The organism is Bartonella sp. AA18HLJMS (assembly GCF_042197245.1).
GTDB lineage: Bacteria > Pseudomonadota > Alphaproteobacteria > Rhizobiales > Rhizobiaceae > Bartonella.
Map to the genome: position 1 here is coordinate 231,751 of NZ_JBHIRP010000002.1, position 26,184 is coordinate 257,934.

A 26,184-nucleotide genomic window follows, 5' to 3' on the forward strand; every position below is an offset into this window, starting at 1 on the left:
GAAATACCTGAGGTTTAACTATAGGAGATAAAAATGTTTATGACGAACGCTTATGCTCAAGTTGCAGGCGATGTTTCCGGTGGAATTTCATTTGCTAGCGCTGTCCCATTCATTTTAATTTTTGCAATTATGTATTTTTTTATCATTCGTCCACAGCGTGCCCAAATGAAAAAACGCCAAGAAATGCTTAATGCAGTACGTCGTGGTGATACAGTTATAACGGGTGGTGGTATTATCGGCAAGGTTACGAAGGTTCACGACGAGAGCGGTGAATTAGAGGTTGAAATTGGTGATAGTATGAATATTCGTGTTATTCGCTCAACATTAGCTGATGTGCGCGTTAAAGGTGAGCCGGTTGCAGAAAAAAAATCAAAACTTAATGCTAAAGCAAAAAGACCACAAAAGTCTAAATCTAAAACGACAACGAAAGAAGATATGAGTATCTCTAAAGAGAAAAAAGCTATATCAAAGGAAAATGCATCTTAAAGTGTAATGGCAGTTTATTACATTTTTTAAGCATTTTTATAAAAAGCTTGGCAAGATCAAGACAATTTCATTGAAAAAGGGGCTTTTATAGTGGCTACAGAAAATGGAGTTTTTGTTTTCTTTAGATGATTAAAATAGTTGTTTTATTTATGGAATATTACGCAATTTTTTCTGTTTTTTAAACAAGATCATTGTTTTTATAAAAAGCAATTTGTGAGTAAATAAGCTGAGGAAACTTTTTAAAAGATAGATTTATTTAAGCAGGTATAGCATTTTACTGCGGTTTATTCCAAAATTTTCATATATTTGTTGTATGAGAAGATTAGGGCATTATATAAAAATTTTCACTTCAATACTAGGCTATGTTTAACATATCAATGTTTATATCAGCCTTACTTTAATTTTTATGGTGAGAAGAAGCAAAGACAATTGGATTATTCAAAAATAAAAGGTGCATATTCATGTTCGATGCAATTCAAATTCGTGAAGCACATTTTCCAAGTCGCGCACCTATTGATGCTTATGGAAATGGTGGGTTTCGTTTTGCTGATATGTCTCATAGAGGTTCTATTATTTGTGTACCATCAGGTATTTATGGCATTGAGATGGCAGGGCCTGTTCCCACTCAAAGGGATATATCTCGTATTTTAGAAGAAGCTTCTGAAATCGAAGTTTTATTAATAGGTACTGGAATTGAATTATTACGATTACCTGAAGAGTTACGGGTGCTTTTATGGGAAAAACGTATTTCATCAGATACAATGAGTACGGGAGCGGCGGTGCGTACATTTAATGTTTTATTGGCTGAAGATCGCGCTGTTGCGGCGTTATTATTTGCGGTAGAATAGAGTATTGTTTAATAAAACAAAGGCTCTGGTCTAGCATGAAAGACTTGTGTGATTATTTTCTGCGCTGTAAAATACTGTCGTTTAAGGCGGTGATATAAGGGTATAGAATATACATAACTTAACACATTAAGTGTTTTTTAAATACAGCAGCAAGTATTCAGGACAAAGTTTGCTCATAGTTCCTAATGAATCACATGAGTGATCAGCTCTTGGGACTTAAGATAGTTCATAAGAGGCATTTTAATTCTTTCTTATACAGTTTTTACCTACAAGCCAGTTCCGCTTATGACGTGCAAGGGAATAGTTTTTATTGATGTAACATGGAATTGGTTTGAAATGAAAGCATATCTACGATATTTGGGATTCTAATTTAATATACAAAACACAAAATTATCATTATAAATCAATGCGTTTATAGTAACAGAAACGCACCGAGAGCAATTGGATTTTTTACAAATTGGTGTTGGTAAGAACCTTTGTCTTTTAGGATGGGGAGGAGGTCAATGATTGATGAAGTTTTTGTGATCAGTGCATTTTTTATAAAATAACATTGTCATCTATCCACTGAAAAAGTGTTTTGCGTTGCTTGTTGTTCAAGTTTTACTATGCATGTTACGATTGGTTTTTAGCTTTTTTATTGCAAATGAAAACTTGAAGTCCGATAAGATAAGTTTTATCAGAAAAATTATTTATTTAATTTTTTTCTTTCTAAAACGAAAAGGGATTAGAAAAGAAATTTTAATTCATAATACAGTTAAGAGACACATTTAAAAATCTTATTTTCTGAACTGTATTTGCTTATCCTTCATTTTTTAATATGAATAAAAAGAGGGTATTAATTTAATTGCTAAAAAAGGGACGTTAATAGGTTCATAGAATGATAGGCTCTCTTCCTTATTGTCTTGATATTTTACGTACCATAGATCGTGATCGCTATATATCGGTTTTATTTGCACCTAAAAAAAAGCGCCAAGCATTGGCTGCTCTTTATGTATTTAATGCTGAAGTTTCTCGTATCCGCGAAAGTGTACATGACCCACTCATAGGAGAAATACGGTTACGTTGGTGGTATGATGCTATTGCTCATGGTGAAATGCAAACGAGTGGAAACAATCCGATTTTGAATGATTTATTAAAAGCAATCACTCTTTTTAATTTACCTAAGACAGCTTTTTTACGTTATTGTGATGCGCAAATTTTAGATCTTTATCACAATCCAATAGAAACACTTCATGATCTAGAGCATTATTGTGGTGAGACAGCAGGCATAATTTTACAGCTTTCTTGTCAGATATTAGATCCTGAAACTGCACAAGAGTTTACAGATATCTATGAACATGGAGGGATTTCTCAAGGATTAAGCGGTGTATTGCGTCTTTTATCATTCATGCAATCACGATATCAATATTATTTACCCACTGATATATTAAAGGCTGTAGGAGTGAATAGGGAAGATTTGGAATCTCATCGTCTCAGCGATCAACAAAAGGGTTGTATTGTTGAAGCTATGGTAGCATTATCGCGCGATCATTATACCCAATTTTACGAGTATTCTTGTACTTTACCTAGAGTTCTTAAGCCAGCTTTTCTTCCATTGGTCATTGTACCAGCTTCTCTTCAAAAAGCTATACAGCTGGGGGCAGCAATTTTTCAAGAGAGTGCAACTTTGCCATTGATGTATCGCTATTGGTTGATAACAAGGGCAGCAATAAGCGGCAATTTTCCAAAGATATTGTAAAAAAATATTACTACGTTGGAATGCGTAACATGTAGACTGATTTTTTCATATGAAGATAAAAGGAGCTATTGTGATTCCAAACCATTTTTTTGTTATAAAAAATGTTGATGTTTTGGTTGTTATGAACGCAAAAGAATAAGAAATTTTATGATCTTGAAAATACGCTGTATTTCTTCATCAGTAATATGTTTTATTCAGTGTATTGGATGGGTGAGATGCAGAGAAAGAAAAACATGAGATAAATCTTAATACATTGGTTTGTTTGAAGAAGAACTTTTAAGTACTCTGAATGTATTGATTGTATCTCATTTGCAAATGAAATGAAATTTCTATTTTATGAGAGAAGTTATCTTAGCAGTCTATAAGTCTATAAAAAACTCTTATTTTTGAGAAATTATAACATCATAATTGATGACTGTTATGATTGATGAATATATTGATTTATAATGATAATACGTTTTTTCTTATATTGAATGAGAGTCTTGAATAGAAAAAGATTTCTCCATTTTTATAATGAATTTTAAAAATAGTTTTTTTATCTATTATAAGTTGGATGTGTAAATGAAGTCATTTAAGGAAGAAGCAATACGCTCCCTATGAATGAATATTAAGAGTAGCAATATAATGAGCTATGAATGAATGACGATAGGGATGATGTTTATAGCTTTAATGGGCGGCAACCTTTACGACCTTTGGATGGATAATGTTTTTTAATGCATTGCAAAAACGATTCTACATTCCATTGACTATTTTCTCGCAAATCCATACATGCACTGTTTTGCGAGAAAATGAATCATTATACAAACGCTGATCCTAAGATATGCAGACAAGAAATCCGTCTTACCTCTTCAACTATAGACGAAGAGCTGATGAAAACTTTATCAATAAGTTCTTAAAATTATGCACAATCTTTTTATTGGAGAGCGTTAAAGATCTGATTATAATTTGTGCTATTAATTTCCAAAGGATGTTCTTTATTGGCAACTTGTAGCATTTCTAGCTTGAGATCTTCTCTTATCATCATATCTATATTGGCGCGGACCTCAGTTGAAAGAGTATGAGACGTGATATCTTTAGGCATGGTTACAGTCTTTATTTGATAAATGATACGGTTTGTTGCAACCGGACCTTTTATGATGCCATAATGACCTTTGGGAGCAGCAAATAATGCTTTAATCCCTTCAACGCCAAGGATTTCAGATGAGTCTTGACGCCGAAGGGCGGGTGTTGTTTGTTTTGTAACACCAAGGGTATGAGCAAGAGCAACAAGACTTTTTCCTTCCGTGAGCTGTTTGAGAGCATTTTGGGCTTTTTCATCAAGAAGACGTTGGATTTCCTCATTTTTCCATTGAGAAAGAACATCTAGCTTAGCCTCTTCAAGTGTCTTATCGCGGGAAGGAATAATTTTATCGACCTTGTACCAGAGATATCCACCATTTTGAAAAGAGAGAGGATCAAGATCGACTCCTTCGTTTGATTGATAGATGGCATTCAGTAAAATATCTTTTTGAGGTAAATCCGTGAGTATTGCACCTTCAAGCGTTTTTCCCGTTTTATCAATAGTAATTGTGCGCAAAGATAACTTGTATTGGTCAGCTAACTCTTTGAGAGAAGCTCCCTCAAAACGAGCATTTTCAATGGCTACATAATTGTTACGGATATCATCAGTAGCACGATTTTTGGCAAGTATTTGGCGAATATTTTCTTCTACACTTTCAAAAGGAAGAGAGCTTGAAGGTTCAATATGCGTAACGCGAATGAGAACAGGTCCCTGTAAGTCATTTATCACAGGACTGACTTGGCCTTGTTGAAGTTCAAAAATTTCAGATGTCAGATGATTAGGAAGTTCATTTTCTGCGAGAGGACCTTTTTTTATGTCATTAAGAGTCTTTTTTTCAGCTTTTACCAGTTCATCAAAACTCAATCCATCAGCTATTTTTTTTGCTGCATTATCGGCTTCTTCGCGTGAGGGGAATCGCAGTTCTTCGAATGTACGCTTTTCAGGCGTTACAAAACGTGAAGCATTTTGTGTATAATAGGCTTTCGCCTCATCTGTTGAGATATCTTTAGGTTTTACAAAATCATTAAGTTCCATAGATAGCAAAGAGACAGTACGGTATTCTGGAGCACGAAATTGACTTTGATGTGTTTCAAACCATTTTTGTAATGTTTCGTAATCAGGATCAGCAATTGTTTCCTTTTCTTTTAGATCAATAACGAGATAATCAGCAATACGCATTTCTCCTTGATAAAGAGCAAGTGCTTTATAAAAGAGATTTGGTGCCTTCATATCAGAAAGTAAAGCAGCAATAAGCTGATTACGCTTTTCTTGTTTGGTGTAATAATTAAGAAAAGCACTTTCACTAATGTGTAAATGCTGAAGATAGTTATAAAACAATTTTTTATCAAAAGTGCCATTTACCTGGAACATCTTATCAGAACCAATCGCATGAGCTATTGTATCTTTTGAAAGACTTATTTTCATTTTACGTGCTTGTTCATCAAGCAGTACATTTTGTTGTAATTGATTAAATACAAAAGCAGGAATTTGGTATTGCTGCATTTCATTTGCTGTAAACATTCGTCCAAGATGAGCAGCATATGCTAAACGTGCGCTTTGATCGGCGAGTGCAAGACGATAATCATCGACAGTTACTGTGGACTTTCCAGAAGTAATAAGATCTCTTTCACTTTTTTTGTGTAACTGCGGTACCCCCCATAAAAGAATGAAGCATAAGAGTAAAATAGCAAGGAAAATTCTAAAAATCCAAGAATTTGTAGCATTTCTTATGATGTCAAGCATTGTTCAAGTCCATTTTTAATGTGAGTTATTATCAAAGCTGTAATGGAATTTGCAATAAAGGGATGAAAGATGCAAGCTTTAAAGACTTGCTTTCATTTTATAATTTGGTAACTACAGATAAACAATGTATTGTAAAAGCTCTTGAGGTGAAAATATGTCTCCAAATATTCGGCCTTTTCTTGCTGGAAATTGGAAAATGAATGGAACGAGTGAATCGCTTGGAGAGTTGCGTGCTATTGCTACAGGCGTTAGCTCTGATCTAGGTCATCTTTTTGAGGCGCTTATTTGTGTTCCAGCAACGCTTTTATCGCGTGCTTCTAATACGCTGAATGGTGAAAATCTCCTTTTAGGAGGACAAAATTGTCACTTTGATGATCATGGTCCTTATACTGGAGATATTTCAGCTTTTATGCTTAAAGAAGCGGGAGCAAGTCATGTTATTATTGGGCATTCAGAACGTCGTACAGTGTACCAGGAAAATGATGCGATTGTCTGTGCCAAAGTGCAAGCTGCGTGGCGAGCAGGTCTTGTGGCTCTTGTATGTATTGGTGAAACATTGGAGGAGCGTAATAATAATAAAGTACTGGATATTCTCACGCAGCAGCTTGAAGAATCTCTCCCAGATGATGCAACAGCAGAGAATACCATTATCGCTTATGAACCAGTTTGGGCGATAGGCACCGGCAATACAGCGACTCCAGAAGATATTGCAAAAGTACATCATTTCATTCGTGATAGGGTGCGCTCTCGTTTTGGTGATGAAGGCAATAAGATACGTTTGCTTTATGGTGGATCCGTAAAGCCATCCAATGCATTTGAGCTTTTAAGCATTGCTCATGTTAATGGTGCTTTGATAGGTGGAGCAAGCTTAAAAGCGATTGATTTTTTAACTATTTGCGATGTTTGTCGTAAACTATAGCAGAGAAATTTGAGTTTCCCCTTGGATTGTGCGTTATTTATGTGTAAATAGCTATTAAAGAGTTATTTAAAGAGCAGGGTTTATGCAAACAGTACTTATAGTTATTCATTTTTTGATTGTGATTACTTTGGTTGGTATTATATTAATTCAACCTTCAGAAGGTGGTGGGTTAGGTGTGAGTAATAGCTCAGGGTTGATGAAAACTCGTGGATCTCGAAACCCTTTAACACGTTTGACTGCTATTTTAGCCTGTTGTTTTTTTGTTGTGTCTATTGGACTTACCGTGGTGAGTAATATATCAAATTCTAGTTCTGATATCTTAAAGCGTATACCGGTTAATTCAGAGCAGAATTCTACCAATAAAGACTCAGGATCAGTCCCATCATCAGATGGTGAGTCTTCCCCTTCTATTCTTGAACAGCTAGGAGGCACTTCGAATTCTTCGCAGGAACAGAAACAGTCCACAAATCCTGAAGTAGAAAGTCCAGTTCCTCAGGTTCTTGAAAATACAGTTCCCGATAACAGTACAAAATAGTTTTTTAAGAAAACATAGACTTTTTAAAAAAGGTGATTTTTTCGCCTTTTTTATTTTAGAAGGAAAATTGTTTCTTTTTGCATTTTTTGCTGGAAAAATCATTATAAATTGCTTATCACCATAAGCCCATGGCACGTTATGTTTTTATTACTGGTGGTGTGGTTTCTTCCCTTGGAAAAGGCATCGCAGCGGCGGCGTTAGCAGCGTTATTACAGGCTCGTGGCTATCGCGTACGTCTTCGCAAACTTGATCCTTATTTAAATGTTGATCCAGGTACGATGTCACCTTATCAACATGGTGAAGTATTTGTAACCGATGATGGTGCAGAAACGGATCTTGATCTTGGTCATTATGAGCGTTTTACTGGGCGTTCTGCAAATAGCCAAGATAATATTACAACAGGGCGTATTTATCGCAATATCATTGAACGAGAGCGGCGTGGTGATTATTTGGGGGCAACAGTCCAAGTTATTCCTCATGTTACGGATGAAATTAAGAGATTCATTACGATGGGAAATGAAGAATTTGATTTTGTTTTGTGTGAGATAGGTGGAACGGTTGGTGATATTGAAGCAATGCCTTTTCTAGAAGCGATTCGTCAGCTTCGCAATGAGCTACCGAGACAAAATGTCGTTTATGTCCATCTCACATTAATGCCTTATATTCCTTCAGCAGGTGAATTAAAAACGAAACCAACACAACATTCTGTCAAAGAATTGCAAGCAGTTGGTATTTCTCCTGATATTTTGCTTGTACGTGCAGATCGATCTATTCCAGAAACAGAACGGTGCAAATTATCACTTTTTTGCAATGTTCGCTCCAATGCAGTCATTCAGGCATTAGATATGCCAACAATTTATGATGTTCCTATGGCATACCATAAGGAGGGTTTGGACTCTGAAGTTCTTTGCGCTTTTGGAATCGATTCGGCACCTTCCCCCAAGATGGATCGTTGGGAAGATATTACGCATCGTATTCACCATCCTGAAGGAGAAGTTACGATTGCTGTTGTGGGAAAATATACGGGCTTAAAGGATGCTTATAAATCTCTTATTGAAGCGATTGCGCATGGTGGTTTAGCGAATAGAGTGAAGGTTAATATTGAGTGGATTGATTCGGAGCTTTTTGAAAAAGAAGATTCTGTTTCAGCTTTACAAAAAGCCCATGGAATTTTGGTTCCAGGTGCTTTTGGGGCACGAGGGGCAGAAGGGAAGATTCGAGCAATTCAATTTGCGCGAGAGCGTAAAGTTCCATTTTTAGGGATTTGTTTTGGGATGCAATTAGCTTGTATAGAAGCTGCGCGCAATATTGCACAGATTGAGAATGCTTCATCGAGTGAGTTTTGCGAAACAGACAATCCAATTGTAGGTTTAATGACAGAATGGCTTAAAGGAGACGTCCTTGAAAAACGTACAAGAAATGGTGATCTCGGCGGTTCGATGCGCCTTGGTGCTTTTGCTGCTGAATTAAAAGAAGAGAGTCATATTGCTCAAATTTATGGGGTGACCAAGATTGTCGAGCGACATCGTCATCGTTATGAGGTCAATATTGATTATAAGGATAAGTTAGAACAGTGTGGTTTGATTTTTTCTGGGATGTCTCCTGATGGTATTTTACCAGAAACGATAGAATATGTAGATCATCCATGGTTTATTGGTGTTCAATATCATCCAGAATTAAAATCCCGTCCTTTTGATCCACATCCGCTTTTTTCTTCTTTTATTGAAGCTGCTGTAGAACAAAGTCGATTAGTTTAATGCATAAATTGGGTTACTTTGCTTTTGAGGGATAAAATGACTAAACCAAATGCCCGTGTGAAAGTTGGAAATATGATTTTTTCAAATGAAATGCCTCTTTCATTAATTGCAGGGCCGTGTCAGATGGAAAGTCGTGATCATGCTTTTGAAATGGCTGGTCGTATTAAAACAATTACCGATCAGCTTGGTATCGGGTTTGTTTATAAATCAAGTTACGATAAAGCCAACAGAACCTCTTTGGGGGCGGCACGTGGTATTGGTCTTGAAAAAGCAATGTCCATTTTTTCTGATTTAAAAAAAGAGTTTAATTGTCCCATATTAACTGATGTGCATACAGAAGAGCAATGTACAATTGTTTCTTCTACAGTTGATATTTTACAAATACCGGCTTTTTTATGTCGTCAAACAGATCTTTTGGTAGCAGCCGCCAAAACAGAATGTGTTATTAACATTAAAAAAGGTCAGTTTTTAGCGCCGTGGGATATGGAGAATGTTTTAAAAAAGGTTGTTTACAGTGGTAATCCGAATGTTATGCTTTGTGAGCGAGGCACGTCATTTGGTTACAACCGACTTATTTCTGATATGCGTTCGTTGCCTATTTTACGTTCATTTGGTGCTCCTGTTATTTTTGATGCAACGCATTCTGTTCAAGAACCTGGGGGGCAGGGGGCTTCATCTGGTGGGCAGCGTCAATTTGTTGAAATTTTAGCGCGTGCAGCTGTCTCTGTTGGGGTAGCTGGTATTTTTTTAGAAACACATCAAGATCCAGATAATGCACCTTCTGATGGACCTAATATGGTTAAAGTTGATGATTTACAAAGATTGCTTGAGACTTTAATGGAATTTGATTATCTGTCAAAAAAGTTGAGCTGAGAAGAGAAAAAATATTTCATTAATAGGGCATTATAAATGAATCGAGACTTTTATTGGATAAGGAAACACATATGACTATAATTGTCGATATCATTGGGCGTGAAGTTCTTGATAGCCGTGGTAATCCAACGGTAGAAGTTGATGTTCATTTGGAGAATGGAGCTTTTGGTCGCGCTCTGGTTCCTTCGGGAGCTTCAACAGGAGCACACGAGGCTATAGAGCTTCGTGATGGTGGTTTGCGCTATCAAGGGAAAGGTGTTGAAAAAGCGGTTGCTGCAGTTAATGGCGAAATTCTTGAAGAACTTGGTGGGCGGGATGCAACAAATCAAATTGCTATTGATCAAGCAATGATTGCTTTGGATGGAACGCCAAACAAAGCCCGTCTTGGTGCCAATGCACTTCTTGGTGTTTCATTAGCTGTTGCAAAAGCAGCTGCGGATTCATTAAATTTACCTTTGTATCGTTATATTGGTGGTACACAAGCGCATATTCTTCCAACCCCCATGATGAATATTATTAATGGTGGCGTTCATGCTGATAATTTGATTGATTTTCAAGAGTTTATGATTATCCCTATAGGAGCTCCTACTGTAAGAGAAGCTATCCGTTATGGCGCTGAGATTTTCCATGCATTGAAAAAGCGTTTAAAAGATGCGGGTTATAATACCAATGTTGGTGATGAAGGTGGTTTTGCTCCTCAATTTAAAAGTGCTGATCAAGCAATTGATTTTATTATGGAATCTATCATGATATGTGGTTATAAACCAGGTGAACAAATTGCCATTGGTTTAGACTGTGCTTCAACCGAATTTTATAAAAATGGTTCGTATTTTTATAAAGGTGAGGGGAAATGCCGAGACATCCAAGAGCAGGTAGATTATTTAGCGCATCTTGTGAAAAATTATCCTATTATTACAATTGAAGATGGAATGGCAGAGGATGATTGGGAAGGTTGGAAGCTACTTACTGACACAATTGGAGAAAAATGTCAGCTTGTTGGCGATGATTTGTTTGTAACGAATTCAGCACGTTTGCGTGATGGTATCAAAATGGGGGTAGGCAATTCTATTCTCATAAAAGTTAATCAAATTGGTACATTGAGTGAAACACTCGATGCTGTAGAAGTAGCACATAAAGCAGGTTATCGTGCCATTATATCTCATCGTTCAGGCGAGACAGAGGATTCTTTCATTGCAGATCTTGCTGTTGCAACGAATTGTGGACAAATTAAAACAGGTTCTCTTGCACGTTCGGATAGATTAGCAAAATACAATCAACTTATTCGTATTGAAGAAATGCTAGGAGCCCAAGCGCATTATGCTGGTGATTTATATCGTGTATAGTTGTGAGCAAAAAATATGAAAATATAAGATCATTTAGATTATGAAATTGAGATTTCTTATCAAAGGCATATGCATAGTAATTTTATAGGTATTTAAATTTATAGGGATTAAGATGAGAGGTGTGATTATTACTCAAGATCAAGGAATGTATCTCGTTTCGGGTGATGACGGTAAGCGTTATCAGTTTGCGACTTGGGATTGGTTGGGAAAGAAACCACCAAGGATTGGTGATGCGGTTGATTTTGTCTATGAAGGGGGTGTTGTCAGTTCTGTTTTTCCATTGTTGAGATCAGGTACAGAGAACACAAAGATAATGTTCGCACTGCTTTGTTGGGTTGCAGGTATCTTTGGTGTTCATCGCTTTATGGTTGGGAGAGTTCGGACGGGTACTTTAATGCTCGTTTTATCTTTATCATTGTTTGGATTGATAATTACCGGTATTTGGGCAATTGTTGATTTTATACTCATTGTTGCTGGAAAATTTACTGATAAAGATGGGAATCAGATTACAGATTTGTGAAAATCTTATAATAAAAAAATAGTAAAGTTTACTTTTTATTTCGATCAATATATTAAGTTGCATAATGCAGGATTATTGTATTCTATTTCTTTAATGTGAGATATTAAGAGAAATATGCACAGCTGAATAAAAGTATTGAAAAAGACTGTGCTATTTTATGTGGGTAAAACAACGACGTAAATCAACTAAGGTTGTTTTGTATTGCTGCTTATAGCAGCAGAAAGCGTTAGATCATTGGGGGGACAAAACTATTTTAATTTCATGTTTATCACAGCTGCTACAAATTTTATTTACGTCGTGAGGTTAATCAACATATTATAAAAAGAAATAATCTCTTTATGAATAACACATAAGGAGCAGCTTTATAGGTGGGCAAGGATGAAGGGTAAAATTATTGGTCAAGATCAAGGAGTTTATCTCGTTTCGGGAGGTGATGATAAGCGTTATCAATTTGAGGATTGGAATTGGTTAGGAAAAAAACCACCGAGTATAGGGGATATTGTTGATTTTGTATATGAAGATAATGTTGTTAAATCTGTTCTCCCTCTCTTGAGTCAAAAAGAATCAGAGCAATCAAGATTAGGTCTGGCAGTTATTTGTTTTTTTTTGGGATGGTTGGGTATTCACCGCTTTATGGCTGGTAAAATTGGAACGGGTATCGTAATGCTTCTCATAAATGTAACAGGTATAGGAATTCTTATCAATATACTGTGGTCATTTATTGATTTTATAGTTATTTTATCTGGATATTTTAGAGATGCAGATGGCAATAAAATTACCAAGTTATAGCGACTCGACAAAATTTTAATATAAATAAATAATTTTATTTATATTTATCAATATATTAATTTAATAATGTAAGTTATTTTATTCTATGTCTTTAATGTTAAATATTAAATAAAATTATGAGTATTTAAATAAAAATATTGAAAAAGAATGTACTATTTCATATAAAAAACAAAAGTACAAATCGAACAGCGTGCTTTGTATTGCCACTTATAAATGCGGGAATTTTAAGTTGTTGGGGGATTTTAGGCTTTTTTAAATGTCGTATATCACTGTGAGTACAGATCGTATTCATGCAGTGAGGTTTATCCAACATATTATCATATTAGAAGAAAAGCTTCTTTATGCATAACAATTTTATAGGTGGTGAAGATGAAAGGTAAAATTATTAGTCAGGATCAAGGAAATTATTTCGTTTCAGGTGGTGATGGTAAGCGTTATCAGTTCTTGAGTAGGAATTGGTCAGGAAAAAAGCCACCAAAGGTTGGTGATATGGTTGATTTTGTCTGTGAAGGGGATACTATTAAGTCTGTTTTCCCTATCTTGTCAGCAGGGCAGCCACAACAATCAAAAATGTTGTTAGCGATCGTTTGCTTGTGTTTTGGTGCATTGGGGATTCATCGTTTTATGGTTGGTAAAATTATAACAGGCATTGTAATGCTTCTTATAACTATACTAAGTACAATAGGTCTACTATTTATGGGAATAGGGCTTATAGGGATTATTTTTATAATTATACCTTGGGTATTGATTGATTTTATTCTTATTTTAACAGGAAATTTTAGGAAAAAAGCTACAAATTAGAGGATATCCAATATTTATAATATAAAAAGTGAGGCATTCAACTTACTTTGATCGTATTAAGGGGGGGGGATAAATTGAAATAACAAATTATTTTGGTGTAGATTTGGTAATGAGGTATTAATCAAAATCATGCATAGTTGGGCAAAATATCAAGAAATTTTGCTGTAAAGACTGTGCTATTTTATGTGGACAAAGCAGAAACGTCGATCAATCAAAGTACGCTTTGTACTACCTCTTATGACGGTGGGAGTCTTAAGCTATTTCAGTTATCACATTTATCATGGTGAGTATGGATTGTATTCACGCAGTGAAGTTAATCAGCATATTAGCGAATTAGAAAAGGAGCTTCATAAAATAGAAGCTGAGCGGATATTCATGGAAAAGCGTATTTCTCTTTTACGCAACGGGCATATAGAAAAAGATATGTTGGATGAGTATGTCCGAAAGAATTTGAACTTTTCTAAGCCAAATGAACTGACAATCTTAATACCTTGAAATTGATACTAAAGGTAAATGAAAAATCGCTTAATTTAAACAACAATCAGCAATGATATTGTTTAAGCCGGATTGATAAGGCTTGTAACTTTTGTTCGTAAAGGTTATTCCTAAATAATCATAAAAGGGAGTTTAATATGGCAGAACGACTTAAAAAAAATTCTGCGTCGGTGGCGCGCACTGCATTATCAAGCACCACAAAGAAAGCACCAATAGCAGATTTTACAAAAGAAGAAGAACTTGATGCTTATCGTGAAATGCTTTTAATTCGCCGTTTTGAAGAAAAAGCAGGACAACTTTATGGTATGGGGCTTATTGGGGGATTTTGTCACCTTTATATTGGTCAGGAAGCCGTTGTTATAGGAACATTGAAAGCGGCAAAAGAAGGTGATCAGGTTATTACGTCTTACCGTGATCATGGTCATATGTTAGCGGTTGGGATGAGTCCGCGTGGTGTTATGGCAGAATTAACGGGACGTCAAGGTGGCTTTTCCAAAGGGAAAGGTGGCTCGATGCATATGTTCTCTAAAGAAAAGAACTTTTATGGGGGACATGGTATTGTTGGTGCGCAGGTTCCCATTGGTTCAGGTTTGGCATTTTCGAATCAGTACCTTGGTAAAGATAATGTGACATTGGTTTATTTTGGTGATGGTGCTGCAAATCAGGGGCAGGTTTACGAGAGTTTTAATATGGCTTCACTTTGGAAGCTTCCCGTTGTTTATATTATTGAAAACAATCAGTATGCTATGGGAACGTCAGTTTCACGTGCATCTGCAGAAACTGATTTTTCACGACGTGGTCTTTCTTTTGAAATTCCAGGTATTGTTGTTGACGGTATGGATGTTCGATCAGTAAAAGGAGCTGCTGATGAAGCAATTTCTTGGGCACGCTCAGGTAAAGGACCGATCATTCTTGATATGCAGACCTATCGCTATCGTGGTCATTCCATGTCTGATCCAGCAAAATATCGTTCAAAGGAAGAAGTCCAAAAAATAAAAGAGGAGCACGATCCGATTGATCAAGTAAAAAGTCGGATTCTTAAAAAAAATTGGGCGAGCGAAGACGATTTAAAATCTATTGAGAAAGAGGTCCGTGCAATTGTTGCTGATGCGGTAGATTTTGCACAAAGTGATCAAGAGCCAGATGCTTCTGAGCTCTATACTGATATTTTAGTTTGATGCGAGGGAAGCAAGTATGTCTATTGATATTTTGATGCCGACGCTTTCACCAACTATGGAAGAAGGTAAACTGTCTAAATGGCTCAAGAAAGAAGGTGATAAGGTTAGCTCTGGCGATATTATTGCTGAAATTGAAACGGATAAGGCTACAATGGAAGTAGAGGCCGTTGATGAAGGTACTCTTGGTAAAATTTTTGTGCCTGAAGGTTCAGAAGGCGTAAGGGTTAACACTGTTATTGCAATTTTGTTAGAAGAAGGTGAGCGTGCTGAGGATATTTCGCAACCTACTGATACAGCACAAAAAACTAAGGAATCTGCTCTTTCTCTGCCTTTGTCAGTTCCGCAGGCTGCTCCTACTTTTGATACATCTCTTAATTTTGATATTCCAGCGGGAACACAAATGGTTACAATGACAGTTCGTGAAGCGCTTAATCAGGCTTTGGCTGAAGAAATGCGGCGTGATGAAACAGTTTTTCTTATGGGGGAAGAAGTCGCGCAATATCAAGGTGCCTATAAGGTTAGTCAAGGTTTGTTGGAAGAATTCGGAGAACGCCGAGTTATTGATACCCCAATTACAGAACACGGCTTTGCTGGGCTGGCTGTCGGGGCTGCTTTTGGTGGGTTACGTCCTATTGTCGAGTTTATGACCTTTAATTTTGCGATGCAGGCGATGGACCAAATTATTAACTCAGCAGCCAAAACACGTTATATGTCTGGTGGACAAATGACCGCTCCTATGGTTTTCCGAGGTCCCAATGGCGCGGCTGCCCGTGTTGGTGCTCAACATTCTCAATGTTATGCTGCATGGTATAGTCATGTACCAGGTTTGAAAGTTGTCATGCCTTATAGTGCTGCAGATGCAAAAGGTTTGCTGAAATCTGCTATTCGTGATGATAATCCTGTTATTTTCCTTGAAAATGAGATTTTGTATGGGCATCAATTTGATGTTCCTCAACTGGATGATTTTCTTTTGCCTATTGGTAAGGCACGTATTCATAAGTCTGGACAAGATGTGACGATTGTTGCATGTGGAATTGGGATGCATTATGCTGTTCAAGCGTTACCAGAAATTGAAAAACTTGGTATTGATGTTGAATTGATTGATTTACGAACCATTCGCCCGATGGATCTTCCAACAATTCTTTCGTCAGTTAAAAAAACAGGTCGTTTGGTAACAATTGAAGAGGGATTTCCTCAGTCATCTGTGGGAACTGAAATAGCAACGCGTGTTATGCAGCAGGCTTTTGACTATCTTGATGCACCAATTGCTACGATTTCTGGTAAAGATGTTCCGATGCCTTATGCCGCTAATCTTGAGAAGTTGGCTTTGCCTAATACTGCTGAAATTATTGAGGCCGTTAAGGCTGTGACATACAGAGCATAACGGAGGAAAGCATAATGCCCATTAAAATTACAATGCCAGCGCTTTCCCCTACGATGGAAGAGGGAAATTTAACAAAATGGAATATTAAGGAGGGAGATAAGGTTTCCTCTGGTGATGTTATTGCTGAAATTGAGACGGATAAAGCGACAATGGAAGTCGAAGCCGTTGATGAAGGTAGGGTTGCTAAAATTGTTGTTCCTGCTGGAACACAAGGCGTTAAAGTAAATGCTTTAATTGTTGTTTTAGCAGAAGAAGGTGAAGATTTAGCTGAAGCTGCAAAAGTTGCAGAAGAAATCTCTTCTTCTACAAGACAAAAACCAGAGGGCATCAAACAGACAGATTCTCTGAAACAGACGGACTCAAAGGGAATAAAAATGTCTCACGAATCATCAACTGGGCAATTAATACAGCAAGATAAAAAGGAAGCTCGTCTTTTTGCCTCTCCCTTAGCGCGGCGATTAGCATCTCAGGCAGGTCTTGATTTATCCCTTATTTCTGGAAGTGGTCCGCATGGGCGTATTATTAAGCGCGATGTAGAAAAAGCTGTGAGCAGCGATATGTCTAAAGTGTCTTATTCATCATCGATAGGGGAGCTAATAGCTACAGGTGCTTCGGACAAACAGATATTGAAACTCTTCAAAGAGGATGAATATAGCTTCGCTCCCCATAATAATATGCGTAAAACAATCGCGACACGTTTGGTGGAATCAAAACAGAGAGTCCCACATTTCTATGTAACGGTAGATTGTGAACTTGATGCGCTATTAGCACTGCGTACACAACTAAATGCTGCTGCTCCAATGGTTAAGGGGCAGGAAGAAACTCAGCCTACTTATAAGCTTTCTGTTAATGATATGGTGATCAAAGCTGTCGCACTTTCTTTGAAAGCGGTTCCTGATGCGAATGTTTCTTGGCTTGAAGGCGGGATGCTTCATCATAAACATTGTGATGTTGGGGTTGCTGTTTCTATTCCCAATGGATTAATTACACCAATTATTCGCCATGCAGAGAAAAAGCCGTTATCACTTATTTCCAAAGAGATGAAGGATTTTGCAAAGCGTGCGCGCGAGGGCAAGTTAAAAATGGAAGAATATCAGGGTGGAACAACAGCTGTATCAAATATGGGGATGTATGGTATAAAAAGTTTTTCGGCTATTCTTAATCCACCGCATGCGACGATTTTTGCGATTGGTGCAGGGGAGCAACGCGCCGTTGTTAAAAATGGTGCATTAGTTGTTGCGACAGTTATGTCAGTTACGCTTTCTGCGGATCATCGTGCTGTCGATGGTGCTTTAGCAGCAGAGCTCGCGCGGACTTTTAAGAAGATGATTGAAAATCCATTAGCAATGTTGGTTTGAACTGTTTAACAGTTCTTCACGTAAATTGTGAGAAAGCGTGTTAGGAGAATAGAAACAAATTTAAAGAGTTTAAAGAGCAATGTTATTGCTATTTCTGGTTTGGGTAAAGCATTTACGTGAAGCTTAAAGCAAAGACATAAGATAATTCTCTCATGTTGTTTTACAGTCTTAAGTTCAAAAAATGCATATCCGTTTTTTATATATCCATGGAGGAATTACTGTGGCAAATCTTTATGATGTAATTGTGATTGGATCAGGTCCAGGCGGATATGTAACCGCAATTCGTGCAGCACAATGTGGCTTTAAGACTGCGATTGTTGAACGTGAACATTTGGGAGGGATCTGTTTAAATTGGGGATGTATTCCAACAAAGGCCCTTCTACGTTCAGCGGAAATGAAACATTTTGCTGAACATGCGACAAATTATGGATTAAAAATTAATGGTTCAATTGAGGCAAACATCAAAGATGTTGTGGCACGTTCACGGGGTGTTTCAGCACGTTTAAATGCTGGTGTTGGTTTTTTAATGAAAAAAAACAAAATTGATATTATCTGGGGTGAAGCAAAGCTTACTAAAGAAGCAAAGGGAAGCCTTCCTGCGGAAATTATGGTTTCTTCATCCTCCAAACCGATTATGCAACCGCAAAATCCAGTCCCTAAAGGGACGTTAGGGGAGGGAACTTATCAAGCAAAGCATATCATTATTGCAACGGGCGCACGTCCTCGTGTCCTTCCTGGTATTGAGCCAGATGGAAAACTCATTTGGACTTATTTTGAAGCTATGATACCGCCAGCAATGCCAAAATCGCTTTTGGTTATAGGGTCTGGGGCTATTGGCATTGAATTTGCTTCTTTTTATCATGATATGGGGGCGACAGTAACTGTTGTTGAAATGATGCCCCATATCATGCCTGCTGAAGATATTGAAATTTCAACGTTTGCTCGTAAACAGTTAGAGAAAAAAGGTTTACGTATTCTTCGTCAAGCAAAAGTAACAAAGGTTGAAAAATCTTCCGATTCTGTAAGTGTACATATTGATGTTCAAGGTAAAATAGAGTCAATGACTGTTGACCGGTTGATTTCCGCTGTTGGGGTGCAAGGTAATATTGAGAATCTTGGTTTAGAAGCTTTGGGAATAAAAACCGATCGCGGCTGCATTGTAACTGATGAATGGAGTTGGACGGGGGTGGAAGGTATTTATGCTATTGGTGATGTAGCAGGCCCTCCTATGTTGGCCCATAAAGCAGAAGAAGAAGGTGTGATATGTATTGAGCATCTTGCAGGTTTGAAAAGAGCTCATCCACTTGATAAAAGAAAAATTCCAGGGTGTACATATTGTACACCACAGGTTGCCTCTGTAGGGCTTTCAGAAGCGGCAGCAAAAGAAGCAGGTTATGATATACGTATTGGTCGTTATTCTTTTGCTGCGAATGGTAAGGCGATTGCTTTGGGTGAAGATCAGGGGTTAGTAAAAACGATTTTTGATAAAAAAACAGGACAGCTTCTCGGGGCCCATATGGTAGGGGCTGAGGTAACAGAATTGATACAGGGTTTTGTTATTGCTATGAATCTTGAAACAACAGAAGAAGAATTAATGCATACTGTCTTTCCACATCCGACCTTATCGGAAATGATGAAAGAAAGTGTATTAGATGCTTATGGTCAAGTTTTAAACGCTTGATGACTGGATTGTATGAAAAATTTTATATTTTTGATTGTTACTTCGTATTTATAAGGCAAAGGCTTAAATGGTTACGGTTGTTGATAGAGTTGCAAATAGACGATTGCGTCATCCTGAAAAGGCACATCGTCCTGATACAAGCGTTCAAAAAAAGCCAGATTGGATTCGTGTAAAAGCGCCAACATCACCAATTTATAAGGAAACACATGGTATTGTACGTACGCATAAGCTAGTGACTGTATGTGAAGAAGCTGGTTGTCCTAATATTGGCGAATGTTGGAGCCAGAGGCATGCTAGCTTTATGATTTTAGGTGAAATATGTACGCGTGCTTGTGCTTTTTGTAACGTTGCAACAGGTATTCCACTTGCCGTTGATGATAATGAGCCAGAACGTGTCGCTGATGCTGTTGCAAGGATGGAATTAAAACATGTTGTCATTACATCTGTTGATCGTGATGATCTTGCTGATGGTGGTGCTGAGCATTTTGCAAAAGTTATTTATGCGATTCGTCAAAAAACTCCTAAAACAACAATTGAAGTTCTTACACCTGATTTTCGTCATAAGGATGGCGCTTTAGAAGTTGTTGTTGCTGCTAAGCCTGATGTTTTTAATCATAACTTAGAAACAGTTCCTTCTAAATATTTGAAGGTCCGTCCAGGGGCACGTTATTTTCATTCAATTCGTTTGTTACAACGTGTTAAAGAACTTGATCCAACAATTTTTACAAAATCGGGAATTATGGTTGGCCTTGGGGAGGAGCGAAATGAAGTTTTGCAATTGATGGATGATTTGCGCGCTGCTGATGTTGACTTTATGACAATTGGACAATATTTGCAGCCTACACGAAAACATCATCCAGTTGTTCGTTTTGTGCCTCCTGAAGAATTTGAGTCTTTTGCCAAGATTGGTAAAGTAAAAGGATTTTTACATATGGCCTCCAATCCTCTAACGCGTTCATCTCATCATGCTGGAGATGATTTTGCCATTTTGCAAAAAGCGCGTGATGAAAAATTTTCCTTACAGAGATAATTATGCCGATTTTTACAATACATCGGCAGATCACCCATAGTGCCAGTGAAATGTTTGATCTGGTTTCAGATATTGAGCGTTATCCTGAATTTTTACCAATGTGTGAGTCTTTAATAATACGTTCTCGAAAAGAATATGGAAAAAAAATATTGCTTCTTGCGGATATGACCGTTGGCTATAAGATTATTCGTGAAACTTTTACGACTCAAGTATTTCTTCAGCCGGAAAAAAGTCTTATAGAAGTTAAATATATTGATGGTCCATTCAAATATCTTGAAAATCGTTGGGCCTTTCATGATATTGAAAATACCAATGCATGTAATGTAGAGTTTTTTATTGATTATGAGTTTAAAAGTAAAACGCTTGGATTAGTGATGGGCTCAATGTTTGATATTGCGTTTCGTAAATTTACCGAGGCTTTTGAGAAGCGTGCGCATCAGATTTATGGCTCTACGGTAACATAGTCTATTCTGTTATTTTTTAACAATACCTATTGCTTAAACAGCGTGAAGGTGAAAACCGGTTTCCATCTTTACTATTTGTTTTTAATTCAGCTTTCAAAAGTATATTGAAGGAATATCATTTTAAATGATGAAGATGATGCACAGCTTCATGCTTTTGTTTCTCTCTTTTTTAATGGATGCACACTCATTAAACAAAACGCCCAAATAGAACCTGCTTGCGTCATACCCATTTCATAATAGTGCTCATAATAAATAGTATAGATTCTCGTAAAAGTATATAAAATCTACATCTGTACACTTATGAAGAATTCCTCCTGTATCATTTATTTGCCATCTCTCAAGATGTTGTGCCAGCTCTTAGCACTTGAGAGAAGTACAAGTGTCTCTTTCTTTAATCATTTTATTTATACAGTTTTTTCTCTTGTGGCGTGCAAGTGAATAAATTTGATTAATTCAACCTACACAGGACTGAAGTGAGATAACTTTACGCTATTCAGATCTTTCATTTTCAGGTTGTGATACAATAAAATTTTTTCAAGATGTTGACGATTATAGACACGATGGGGAATAAAGAATTTTGAAATTAGTATGGGGAATTCAGTGAAGCAATTCCAGAATCATTTTAAAAGCATTTTCAACAGTTGCGTGGCGGATAGCATTGCGATTAAGATGAGCAAAGTGCATTTCTTTGTGCAGGGGAGAGTGGTTTTTGTAAGCAACTGCGCAATGCACAAGTCCTACAGGTTTATCAAGACTTGCACCTCCTGGACCAGCAATTCCTGTTACAGAAACTGCAATGTCAGCTTGTGAATGTTTTAATCCACCCTCAGCCATTGCAAGAGCAACTTCTTTTGAAACGGCACCATAGGTTCTTATAAGTTCAGCACAAACGCCAACAAGGCGTGTTTTAGATTCATTTGAATAAACAACAAATCCACAATCGAGAACATCTGACGATCCTGCAATATTTGTGAGGCATGCAGCAATGAGTCCCCCTGTACAAGACTCTACAGTTGTTAACAGCAAACCTTTTTGGCGAAAGGTATTAAGGACTTCATGTGCGTGTTTTTCACAAAGATATGTCATTGGGGAATTTCTCCTGAATAAAGGACGCTCACTGTTGCAAGAGCAGCAATTCCCTCACCACGACCAATAAATCCAAGCCTTTCATTTGTTGTTGCTTTGATAGAGATTCGATCAGGTGTTATTGCAAGTATTGTTATAAGATTTTCTGTCATGGCATGACGATATGGACTAATTTTAGGATTTTCAGCGATAATTGTGATATCAACATTGGCGATACGACCACCTGCTTGTTTTATAATATCAAGAGCATGACGGAGAAAAATTTCTGATGATACATTTTTCCATTGAGGATCAGAGGGAGGAAAATGTGTACCGATATCTCCAGCACCTTGAGTTGCAAGAAGGGCATCTGTTAATGCATGAAGAGCAACATCCGCATCGGAGTGTCCATTTAATTTTTTATGAAAAGGGATTTTTATACCACATAATATAAGAAAATCACCATCCTCAAAAGAGTGAACATCATAACCATTGCCGGTACGAATATCAGGAAATATTTGCATTTTCTTTTGGAGATATAAATGTGCAGTATTAAAATCTTCATGCCATGTAATTTTTATGTTGTTAGGATCCCCAGGAATGGTACGCATAGGAATTCCAAACCATTCGGCAATTGCAGAATCGTCAGTGAATTCTTGTTTGCAAGCTTGTTTTGCTTGTTTATGGGCCGCTAAGATATGTTCAAAGGGAAAACACTGTGGAGTTTGTGCACTATAAAGATGGGTACGGGGAATTGTTTCTAAAACATGCTGATTATTTATACGTTTAAGGGTATCAGAGATGGGCAGAACAGGAAGAACACCTTCTTGAGGCGTGATAGTGTTGTGAATGTTATTAAGAAGCTTGTTTTCGATAAAAGGGCGTGCACCATCATGAATATGCACATATTGGGGGGCAAATTTTTTGAGTGCCTGAAGTCCATATAAGGTAGAGATTTGACGTGTATTGCCTCCTTCAACGATAATAAGGCGCTCTTTAAAATCGTCAATAACTTGTTCACAGATTTGACGATCTTCTGGATGAATAACAAGAATAATTGTTGTGATAGCTGGATGCTGCAAAAAACAATGCACGGTATGATAAATAATTGGCTTTTGTCCTAGAAGCCGATATTGTTTTGGAATTTTATGGGGAGATCCTGCTCTTTCACCCCGTCCAGCGGCTAATATTATTGCTGCAATAGAAATACTTAATCTCCTTGTATTATAATCTTAGTTTGCTTTTTTGTCATTAATTTTAAAATGATTTTGAAAGGATGGTTGTTGTAGATCAGCAAGGGATATCACGGATAACACCTCAAAAAAAGCATTTAATGCTTTTTGAAGTGCGGTATTTAAACCACAAAAATCAAACAAGGGGCAAGTTGGTTCTGCAGTATCGAAACATTCTGCGAGGGAAAAGTTGTCTTCTGTTACTTTCACAACATCAGCGACTGAAATCTCTGCTGCGGGTTTAGCCAATCTAACTCCACCATTGCGTCCACGCACTGTTTGTATAAAACCTGCTTGAACAAGCAGCTGAAGGATTTTAAATAAAAAAAGCTCTGAAACGGCATATGCTTTAGCGATTTCTGGAACACGACTGAGAGTTCCCTGATTATCTGCACAATACATGAGCATTCGAAGAGCATAATTTGTTTGTTTTGTTAATCGCATCTCATTTCCTTCGTAAAGTATCGTCGAACACAGTCTATTTTAAAGATATTTTGCAAAATGTAGAAGTTTTTTCTCGTTGACTATATTTGCCTATTTTAAATGTAGTATTAGTATTGTCAATTTTTGCTACAAAAGGTTATATGAGAATAATGGGATAAGGGTATGTAAGCTCATGACGAATATAACATCTGTGACGAATCTTCAAGACATAGATAAAAATACTTATAACGATGAGTTGTATCGTTTAAGTAAGGTATATATTTTTTTAGGGATTACAATTATTGTATTGGCTTTACTTACGGCCTCTGTTTCATTTATTATTCTTATTGGATTAACTCCTGTTGTTCCCAGTAGAACAGTAACCCTTATTCTTATAGGAATTAATAGTTTTTGGGTTTTAGGGCTTATTGTCATCGTTTTTTATGAGATGATACCGATCATTCGTGCTTGGCGTTCAAGGCGTGCAGGATCGCGTCTTCATGTGCGCCTTATTTCATTGTTTGCACTTGTTGCGACAATGCCAGCTGTTGCTGTAGCTCTTGTATCGGGTCCAGCACTAAATTTGGGACTTGATCGATGGTTTGATACAACAACGCGGCAAATTGTGGGCTCTTCTATTGATTTAGCAAATGCTTATGCAGATGAAATGCTCCAAAATTTAAAAAATTTATCCTACGCGATGGCATTTGCACTTGATAACAAAAAACTCTTAGAACGTAATCCAGCTGAATATAGGATGCAATTGACGCGTCATGCTCTAGGACGCAATTTGCGTGGTGCATTTTTGTTAAGTTCTAGTGGAGCTATTTTTGTATCGAGTGCTCTTGGTGATGAAGATAAACTGCCAATTCCTCCTTCTCATCTTATTGAACGTGCAACCAGTGCGAGACCTTTTTCTTTTCAACCAGGCGTCCATGATTATTTTGGTATTATTTTAAAATTTACCAATATTCCAAACACATTTTTATATTTGGTGCGTGACGTTGATAAAGGTGTTTTATCTGCTTTGCGTTTGACGGAAGTTAATACAGATCGTTATCGTGATTTAAATGAGAATCGCCTGCTGACACAGATTGCATTTGGTATGCTTTATTTGTGTCTTTTTTTTAGTTTATTCTTATCAGCCATTTGGGCTGCTATTGCTGTTGCTGATCGCTTAGTACGTCCTATTCGTCTTCTCATTAGTGCTGCCGATGATGTTGCTTCTGGAAATATGGAAATTTTCGTGCCAGTACGAGCAAAAGATGGAGATATTGGGCAATTATCCAAAACTTTTAATTACATGGTCAGTGAATTGAAAAGTCGGCGTAATGAATTGATTGCAGTGCGTGATCAAATTGATGAAAGACGGCGTTTTTCTGAAGCTGTGTTATCGGGTGTAACAGCGGGAGTAGCAGGTATAGATGATAATGGTGATATCACCATTATCAATCGGTCTATTGAAGCGATGTTTGATATTCGCTCAGAGCGCGTTGTTGGAAAAAGTCTTTTATCTTTAAGCGCTGAAATTTGGCAGGTTTTTCAGTTTGTGCGTTCATTGGATCGTAAAAACCATCGTGAGCAGGTCACTTTAAACGTTGCAGGAAAAGAGCGTGTCTGTAATGTCCAAGTTACGATGGAGGAGGATGATGGACAAGGGCAATCTTGGGTTCTAACAATTGATGATATTACAGACCTTGTTGCAGCGCAACGTACAGCGGCGTGGGCGGATATTGCGCGGCGTATTGCACACGAAATTAAAAATCCTCTTACACCTATTCAGTTATCCGCTGAACGCATTCGTAAACGTTATAACAAAGCTATTACACAAGATAGAGAGGTCTTTGAGCGGTGTATTGACACAATTATTCGGCAGGTTGGAGATATTGGGCGTATGGTTGATGAGTTTTCCTCTTTTGCACGTATGCCCAAACCCAAAATGCATATTTTAGATATACGAGAATTGTTGCGCGAAGCATGTTTCTTGATAGAGGTGACGCGACATGATATTCATTTTGAGCAAGATTTAGGAACTCTACCACTTATGGGTGCATTTGATAACCGTCTCATTGTACAGGCTTTTTGCAATGTTATCAAAAACGCGAGCGAATCCATAGATTCAGTTATGCGAGAGGAAAATATTCACGGTCATATTCTTATCCGTTCTTATCGTCAGGGAGAATGGGTGGTTGTGGATGTTGTTGATAACGGGAAAGGACTTCCTAAAGAGCAAAGACAAAAGTTATTAGAACCCTATATAACAACGCGGGAAAAAGGAACAGGGCTGGGGTTAGCTATTGTGCGCAAAGTTATTGAAGATCACGGTGGTTTCATGGAGCTTCATGATGCACCGGAGAGTTTTTATGAAGGTCGTGGTGCGATGATCCGTTTGATATTTCCAGCGGATGGGGGTAAGCAGGGTAATATTATACAAGCCATAAATCATAAGATAGGGGAATAGT

At 37.3% G+C, this 26,184-nt stretch carries 23 protein-coding genes; 19 read left to right on the forward strand and 4 right to left on the reverse strand.

The features are described from left to right. Positions 1–33: 33 nt before the first annotated feature. The 3 genes from yajC to ACFINW_RS02750 all read left to right on the forward strand — a co-directional run bounded on the left by yajC (position 34) and on the right by ACFINW_RS02750 (position 3,072). On the forward strand, positions 34–486 hold the full coding sequence (gene yajC / locus ACFINW_RS02740; RefSeq protein WP_375673765.1) for a preprotein translocase subunit YajC: 453 nt from the start codon (positions 34–36) through the stop codon (positions 484–486). Between the two features lie 461 nt (positions 487–947). Further along, complete coding sequence (locus ACFINW_RS02745) at positions 948–1,334, forward strand: Mth938-like domain-containing protein (RefSeq protein WP_375611259.1); 387 nt, start codon at positions 948–950, stop codon at positions 1,332–1,334. 877 nt (positions 1,335–2,211) lie between these two features. Continuing rightward, entirely contained in the window at positions 2,212–3,072 is an 861-nt protein-coding gene (locus tag ACFINW_RS02750) for a phytoene/squalene synthase family protein (RefSeq protein ID WP_375611260.1), read from the forward strand. Between the two features lie 913 nt (positions 3,073–3,985). Here ACFINW_RS02750 and ACFINW_RS02755 read toward each other — a convergent pair. Then, entirely contained in the window at positions 3,986–5,875 is a 1,890-nt protein-coding gene (locus ACFINW_RS02755) for a peptidyl-prolyl cis-trans isomerase (RefSeq protein ID WP_375673767.1), read from the reverse strand. 154 nt (positions 5,876–6,029) lie between these two features. Between ACFINW_RS02755 and tpiA the strand changes: the two genes are divergently transcribed. The 15 genes from tpiA (at position 6,030) to ACFINW_RS02830 (ending at position 21,002) form a co-directional block, all read left to right on the forward strand. Further along, complete coding sequence (gene tpiA / locus ACFINW_RS02760; protein WP_375620758.1) at positions 6,030–6,794, forward strand: triose-phosphate isomerase; 765 nt, start codon at positions 6,030–6,032, stop codon at positions 6,792–6,794. 82 nt (positions 6,795–6,876) lie between these two features. After that, positions 6,877–7,329 (forward strand): preprotein translocase subunit SecG, encoded by a 453-nt coding sequence (gene secG, locus ACFINW_RS02765; protein WP_375638112.1) that lies wholly within the window; start codon positions 6,877–6,879, stop codon positions 7,327–7,329. Between the two features lie 128 nt (positions 7,330–7,457). Then, complete coding sequence (locus tag ACFINW_RS02770) at positions 7,458–9,086, forward strand: CTP synthase (RefSeq protein WP_375611264.1); 1,629 nt, start codon at positions 7,458–7,460, stop codon at positions 9,084–9,086. 36 nt (positions 9,087–9,122) lie between these two features. Continuing rightward, complete coding sequence (gene kdsA, locus ACFINW_RS02775) at positions 9,123–9,959, forward strand: 3-deoxy-8-phosphooctulonate synthase (RefSeq protein WP_273791141.1); 837 nt, start codon at positions 9,123–9,125, stop codon at positions 9,957–9,959. Between the two features lie 71 nt (positions 9,960–10,030). Then, positions 10,031–11,302 carry a phosphopyruvate hydratase gene (gene eno, locus ACFINW_RS02780; protein WP_375620762.1) on the forward strand — a complete coding sequence of 424 codons (1,272 nt, stop codon included), beginning with the start codon at positions 10,031–10,033 and terminating at the stop codon, positions 11,300–11,302. Between the two features lie 112 nt (positions 11,303–11,414). Further along, positions 11,415–11,822 carry an NINE protein gene (locus ACFINW_RS02785; protein ID WP_375620763.1) on the forward strand — a complete coding sequence of 136 codons (408 nt, stop codon included), beginning with the start codon at positions 11,415–11,417 and terminating at the stop codon, positions 11,820–11,822. A gap of 378 nt (positions 11,823–12,200) precedes the next feature. Then, positions 12,201–12,611, forward strand: coding sequence for a TM2 domain-containing protein (locus ACFINW_RS02790; protein ID WP_375620764.1), 411 nt, complete (start codon positions 12,201–12,203; stop codon positions 12,609–12,611). A 369-nt stretch (positions 12,612–12,980) separates the two neighbouring features. After that, the gene (locus ACFINW_RS02795) at positions 12,981–13,412 is read left to right on the forward strand and encodes a hypothetical protein (RefSeq protein ID WP_375620765.1); all 432 of its coding nucleotides are present in this window, start codon (positions 12,981–12,983) and stop codon (positions 13,410–13,412) included. A gap of 183 nt (positions 13,413–13,595) precedes the next feature. After that, positions 13,596–13,907, forward strand: a complete 312-nt coding sequence (locus ACFINW_RS02800) for a septum formation initiator family protein (protein WP_012754998.1) — start codon at positions 13,596–13,598, stop codon at positions 13,905–13,907. Positions 13,908–14,044: 137 nt separating this feature from the next. Beyond that, entirely contained in the window at positions 14,045–15,085 is a 1,041-nt protein-coding gene (gene pdhA / locus ACFINW_RS02805) for a pyruvate dehydrogenase (acetyl-transferring) E1 component subunit alpha (RefSeq protein WP_375620766.1), read from the forward strand. Positions 15,086–15,101: 16 nt separating this feature from the next. Beyond that, positions 15,102–16,469 carry a pyruvate dehydrogenase complex E1 component subunit beta gene (locus tag ACFINW_RS02810; protein ID WP_375640069.1) on the forward strand — a complete coding sequence of 456 codons (1,368 nt, stop codon included), beginning with the start codon at positions 15,102–15,104 and terminating at the stop codon, positions 16,467–16,469. Between the two features lie 14 nt (positions 16,470–16,483). Then, positions 16,484–17,827: a pyruvate dehydrogenase complex dihydrolipoamide acetyltransferase gene (locus ACFINW_RS02815; protein WP_375612899.1), complete on the forward strand. Its 1,344-nt coding sequence runs from the start codon at positions 16,484–16,486 to the stop codon at positions 17,825–17,827. Between the two features lie 220 nt (positions 17,828–18,047). After that, positions 18,048–19,508, forward strand: a complete 1,461-nt coding sequence (gene lpdA / locus ACFINW_RS02820) for a dihydrolipoyl dehydrogenase (RefSeq protein ID WP_375620768.1) — start codon at positions 18,048–18,050, stop codon at positions 19,506–19,508. Positions 19,509–19,575: 67 nt separating this feature from the next. Then, positions 19,576–20,538 carry a lipoyl synthase gene (gene lipA, locus ACFINW_RS02825; protein WP_375611273.1) on the forward strand — a complete coding sequence of 321 codons (963 nt, stop codon included), beginning with the start codon at positions 19,576–19,578 and terminating at the stop codon, positions 20,536–20,538. A gap of 2 nt (positions 20,539–20,540) precedes the next feature. Then, positions 20,541–21,002, forward strand: a complete 462-nt coding sequence (locus ACFINW_RS02830; protein ID WP_273791149.1) for a type II toxin-antitoxin system RatA family toxin — start codon at positions 20,541–20,543, stop codon at positions 21,000–21,002. A gap of 597 nt (positions 21,003–21,599) precedes the next feature. On the opposite strand, the gene ACFINW_RS02835 is transcribed toward ACFINW_RS02830, so the two are convergent. The 3 genes from ACFINW_RS02835 to rirA are packed head-to-tail and all read right to left on the reverse strand — an operon-like array spanning position 21,600 to position 23,743. Beyond that, positions 21,600–22,088, reverse strand: coding sequence for a CinA family protein (locus ACFINW_RS02835; protein WP_375611275.1), 489 nt, complete (start codon positions 22,086–22,088; stop codon positions 21,600–21,602). Then, a complete protein-coding gene (locus tag ACFINW_RS02840; RefSeq protein ID WP_375673773.1) occupies positions 22,085–23,275 on the reverse strand; it encodes a bifunctional 2-C-methyl-D-erythritol 4-phosphate cytidylyltransferase/2-C-methyl-D-erythritol 2,4-cyclodiphosphate synthase in 1,191 nt (396 codons plus the stop codon). The genes ACFINW_RS02835 and ACFINW_RS02840 overlap by 4 nt, the downstream gene beginning before the upstream one ends. Positions 23,276–23,299: 24 nt before the next feature. Beyond that, complete coding sequence (gene rirA, locus ACFINW_RS02845; protein WP_375611276.1) at positions 23,300–23,743, reverse strand: iron-responsive transcriptional regulator RirA; 444 nt, start codon at positions 23,741–23,743, stop codon at positions 23,300–23,302. 172 nt (positions 23,744–23,915) lie between these two features. Between rirA and ACFINW_RS02850 the strand changes: the two genes are divergently transcribed. Further along, positions 23,916–26,183, forward strand: a complete 2,268-nt coding sequence (locus ACFINW_RS02850) for an ATP-binding protein (RefSeq protein WP_375630198.1) — start codon at positions 23,916–23,918, stop codon at positions 26,181–26,183. Position 26,184 lies beyond the last annotated feature (1 nt).

What these genes read in the sequence shown, in the direction of transcription:
- yajC (WP_375673765.1), top strand. Translation starts at nt 34, where the DNA reads ATGTTTATGACGAACGCTTATGCTCAAGTTGCAGGCGATGTTTCCGGT.
- ACFINW_RS02745 (WP_375611259.1), top strand. Translation starts at nt 948, where the DNA reads ATGTTCGATGCAATTCAAATTCGTGAAGCACATTTTCCAAGTCGCGCA.
- ACFINW_RS02750 (WP_375611260.1), top strand. Translation starts at nt 2,212, where the DNA reads ATGATAGGCTCTCTTCCTTATTGTCTTGATATTTTACGTACCATAGAT.
- ACFINW_RS02755 (WP_375673767.1), bottom strand. Translation starts at nt 5,875, where the DNA reads ATGCTTGACATCATAAGAAATGCTACAAATTCTTGGATTTTTAGAATT.
- tpiA (WP_375620758.1), top strand. Translation starts at nt 6,030, where the DNA reads ATGTCTCCAAATATTCGGCCTTTTCTTGCTGGAAATTGGAAAATGAAT.
- secG (WP_375638112.1), top strand. Translation starts at nt 6,877, where the DNA reads ATGCAAACAGTACTTATAGTTATTCATTTTTTGATTGTGATTACTTTG.
- ACFINW_RS02770 (WP_375611264.1), top strand. Translation starts at nt 7,458, where the DNA reads ATGGCACGTTATGTTTTTATTACTGGTGGTGTGGTTTCTTCCCTTGGA.
- kdsA (WP_273791141.1), top strand. Translation starts at nt 9,123, where the DNA reads ATGACTAAACCAAATGCCCGTGTGAAAGTTGGAAATATGATTTTTTCA.
- eno (WP_375620762.1), top strand. Translation starts at nt 10,031, where the DNA reads ATGACTATAATTGTCGATATCATTGGGCGTGAAGTTCTTGATAGCCGT.
- ACFINW_RS02785 (WP_375620763.1), top strand. Translation starts at nt 11,415, where the DNA reads ATGAGAGGTGTGATTATTACTCAAGATCAAGGAATGTATCTCGTTTCG.
- ACFINW_RS02790 (WP_375620764.1), top strand. Translation starts at nt 12,201, where the DNA reads ATGAAGGGTAAAATTATTGGTCAAGATCAAGGAGTTTATCTCGTTTCG.
- ACFINW_RS02795 (WP_375620765.1), top strand. Translation starts at nt 12,981, where the DNA reads ATGAAAGGTAAAATTATTAGTCAGGATCAAGGAAATTATTTCGTTTCA.
- ACFINW_RS02800 (WP_012754998.1), top strand. Translation starts at nt 13,596, where the DNA reads ATGTGGACAAAGCAGAAACGTCGATCAATCAAAGTACGCTTTGTACTA.
- pdhA (WP_375620766.1), top strand. Translation starts at nt 14,045, where the DNA reads ATGGCAGAACGACTTAAAAAAAATTCTGCGTCGGTGGCGCGCACTGCA.
- ACFINW_RS02810 (WP_375640069.1), top strand. Translation starts at nt 15,102, where the DNA reads ATGTCTATTGATATTTTGATGCCGACGCTTTCACCAACTATGGAAGAA.
- ACFINW_RS02815 (WP_375612899.1), top strand. Translation starts at nt 16,484, where the DNA reads ATGCCCATTAAAATTACAATGCCAGCGCTTTCCCCTACGATGGAAGAG.
- lipA (WP_375611273.1), top strand. Translation starts at nt 19,576, where the DNA reads ATGGTTACGGTTGTTGATAGAGTTGCAAATAGACGATTGCGTCATCCT.
- ACFINW_RS02830 (WP_273791149.1), top strand. Translation starts at nt 20,541, where the DNA reads ATGCCGATTTTTACAATACATCGGCAGATCACCCATAGTGCCAGTGAA.
- ACFINW_RS02835 (WP_375611275.1), bottom strand. Translation starts at nt 22,088, where the DNA reads ATGACATATCTTTGTGAAAAACACGCACATGAAGTCCTTAATACCTTT.
- rirA (WP_375611276.1), bottom strand. Translation starts at nt 23,743, where the DNA reads ATGCGATTAACAAAACAAACAAATTATGCTCTTCGAATGCTCATGTAT.
- ACFINW_RS02850 (WP_375630198.1), top strand. Translation starts at nt 23,916, where the DNA reads ATGACGAATATAACATCTGTGACGAATCTTCAAGACATAGATAAAAAT.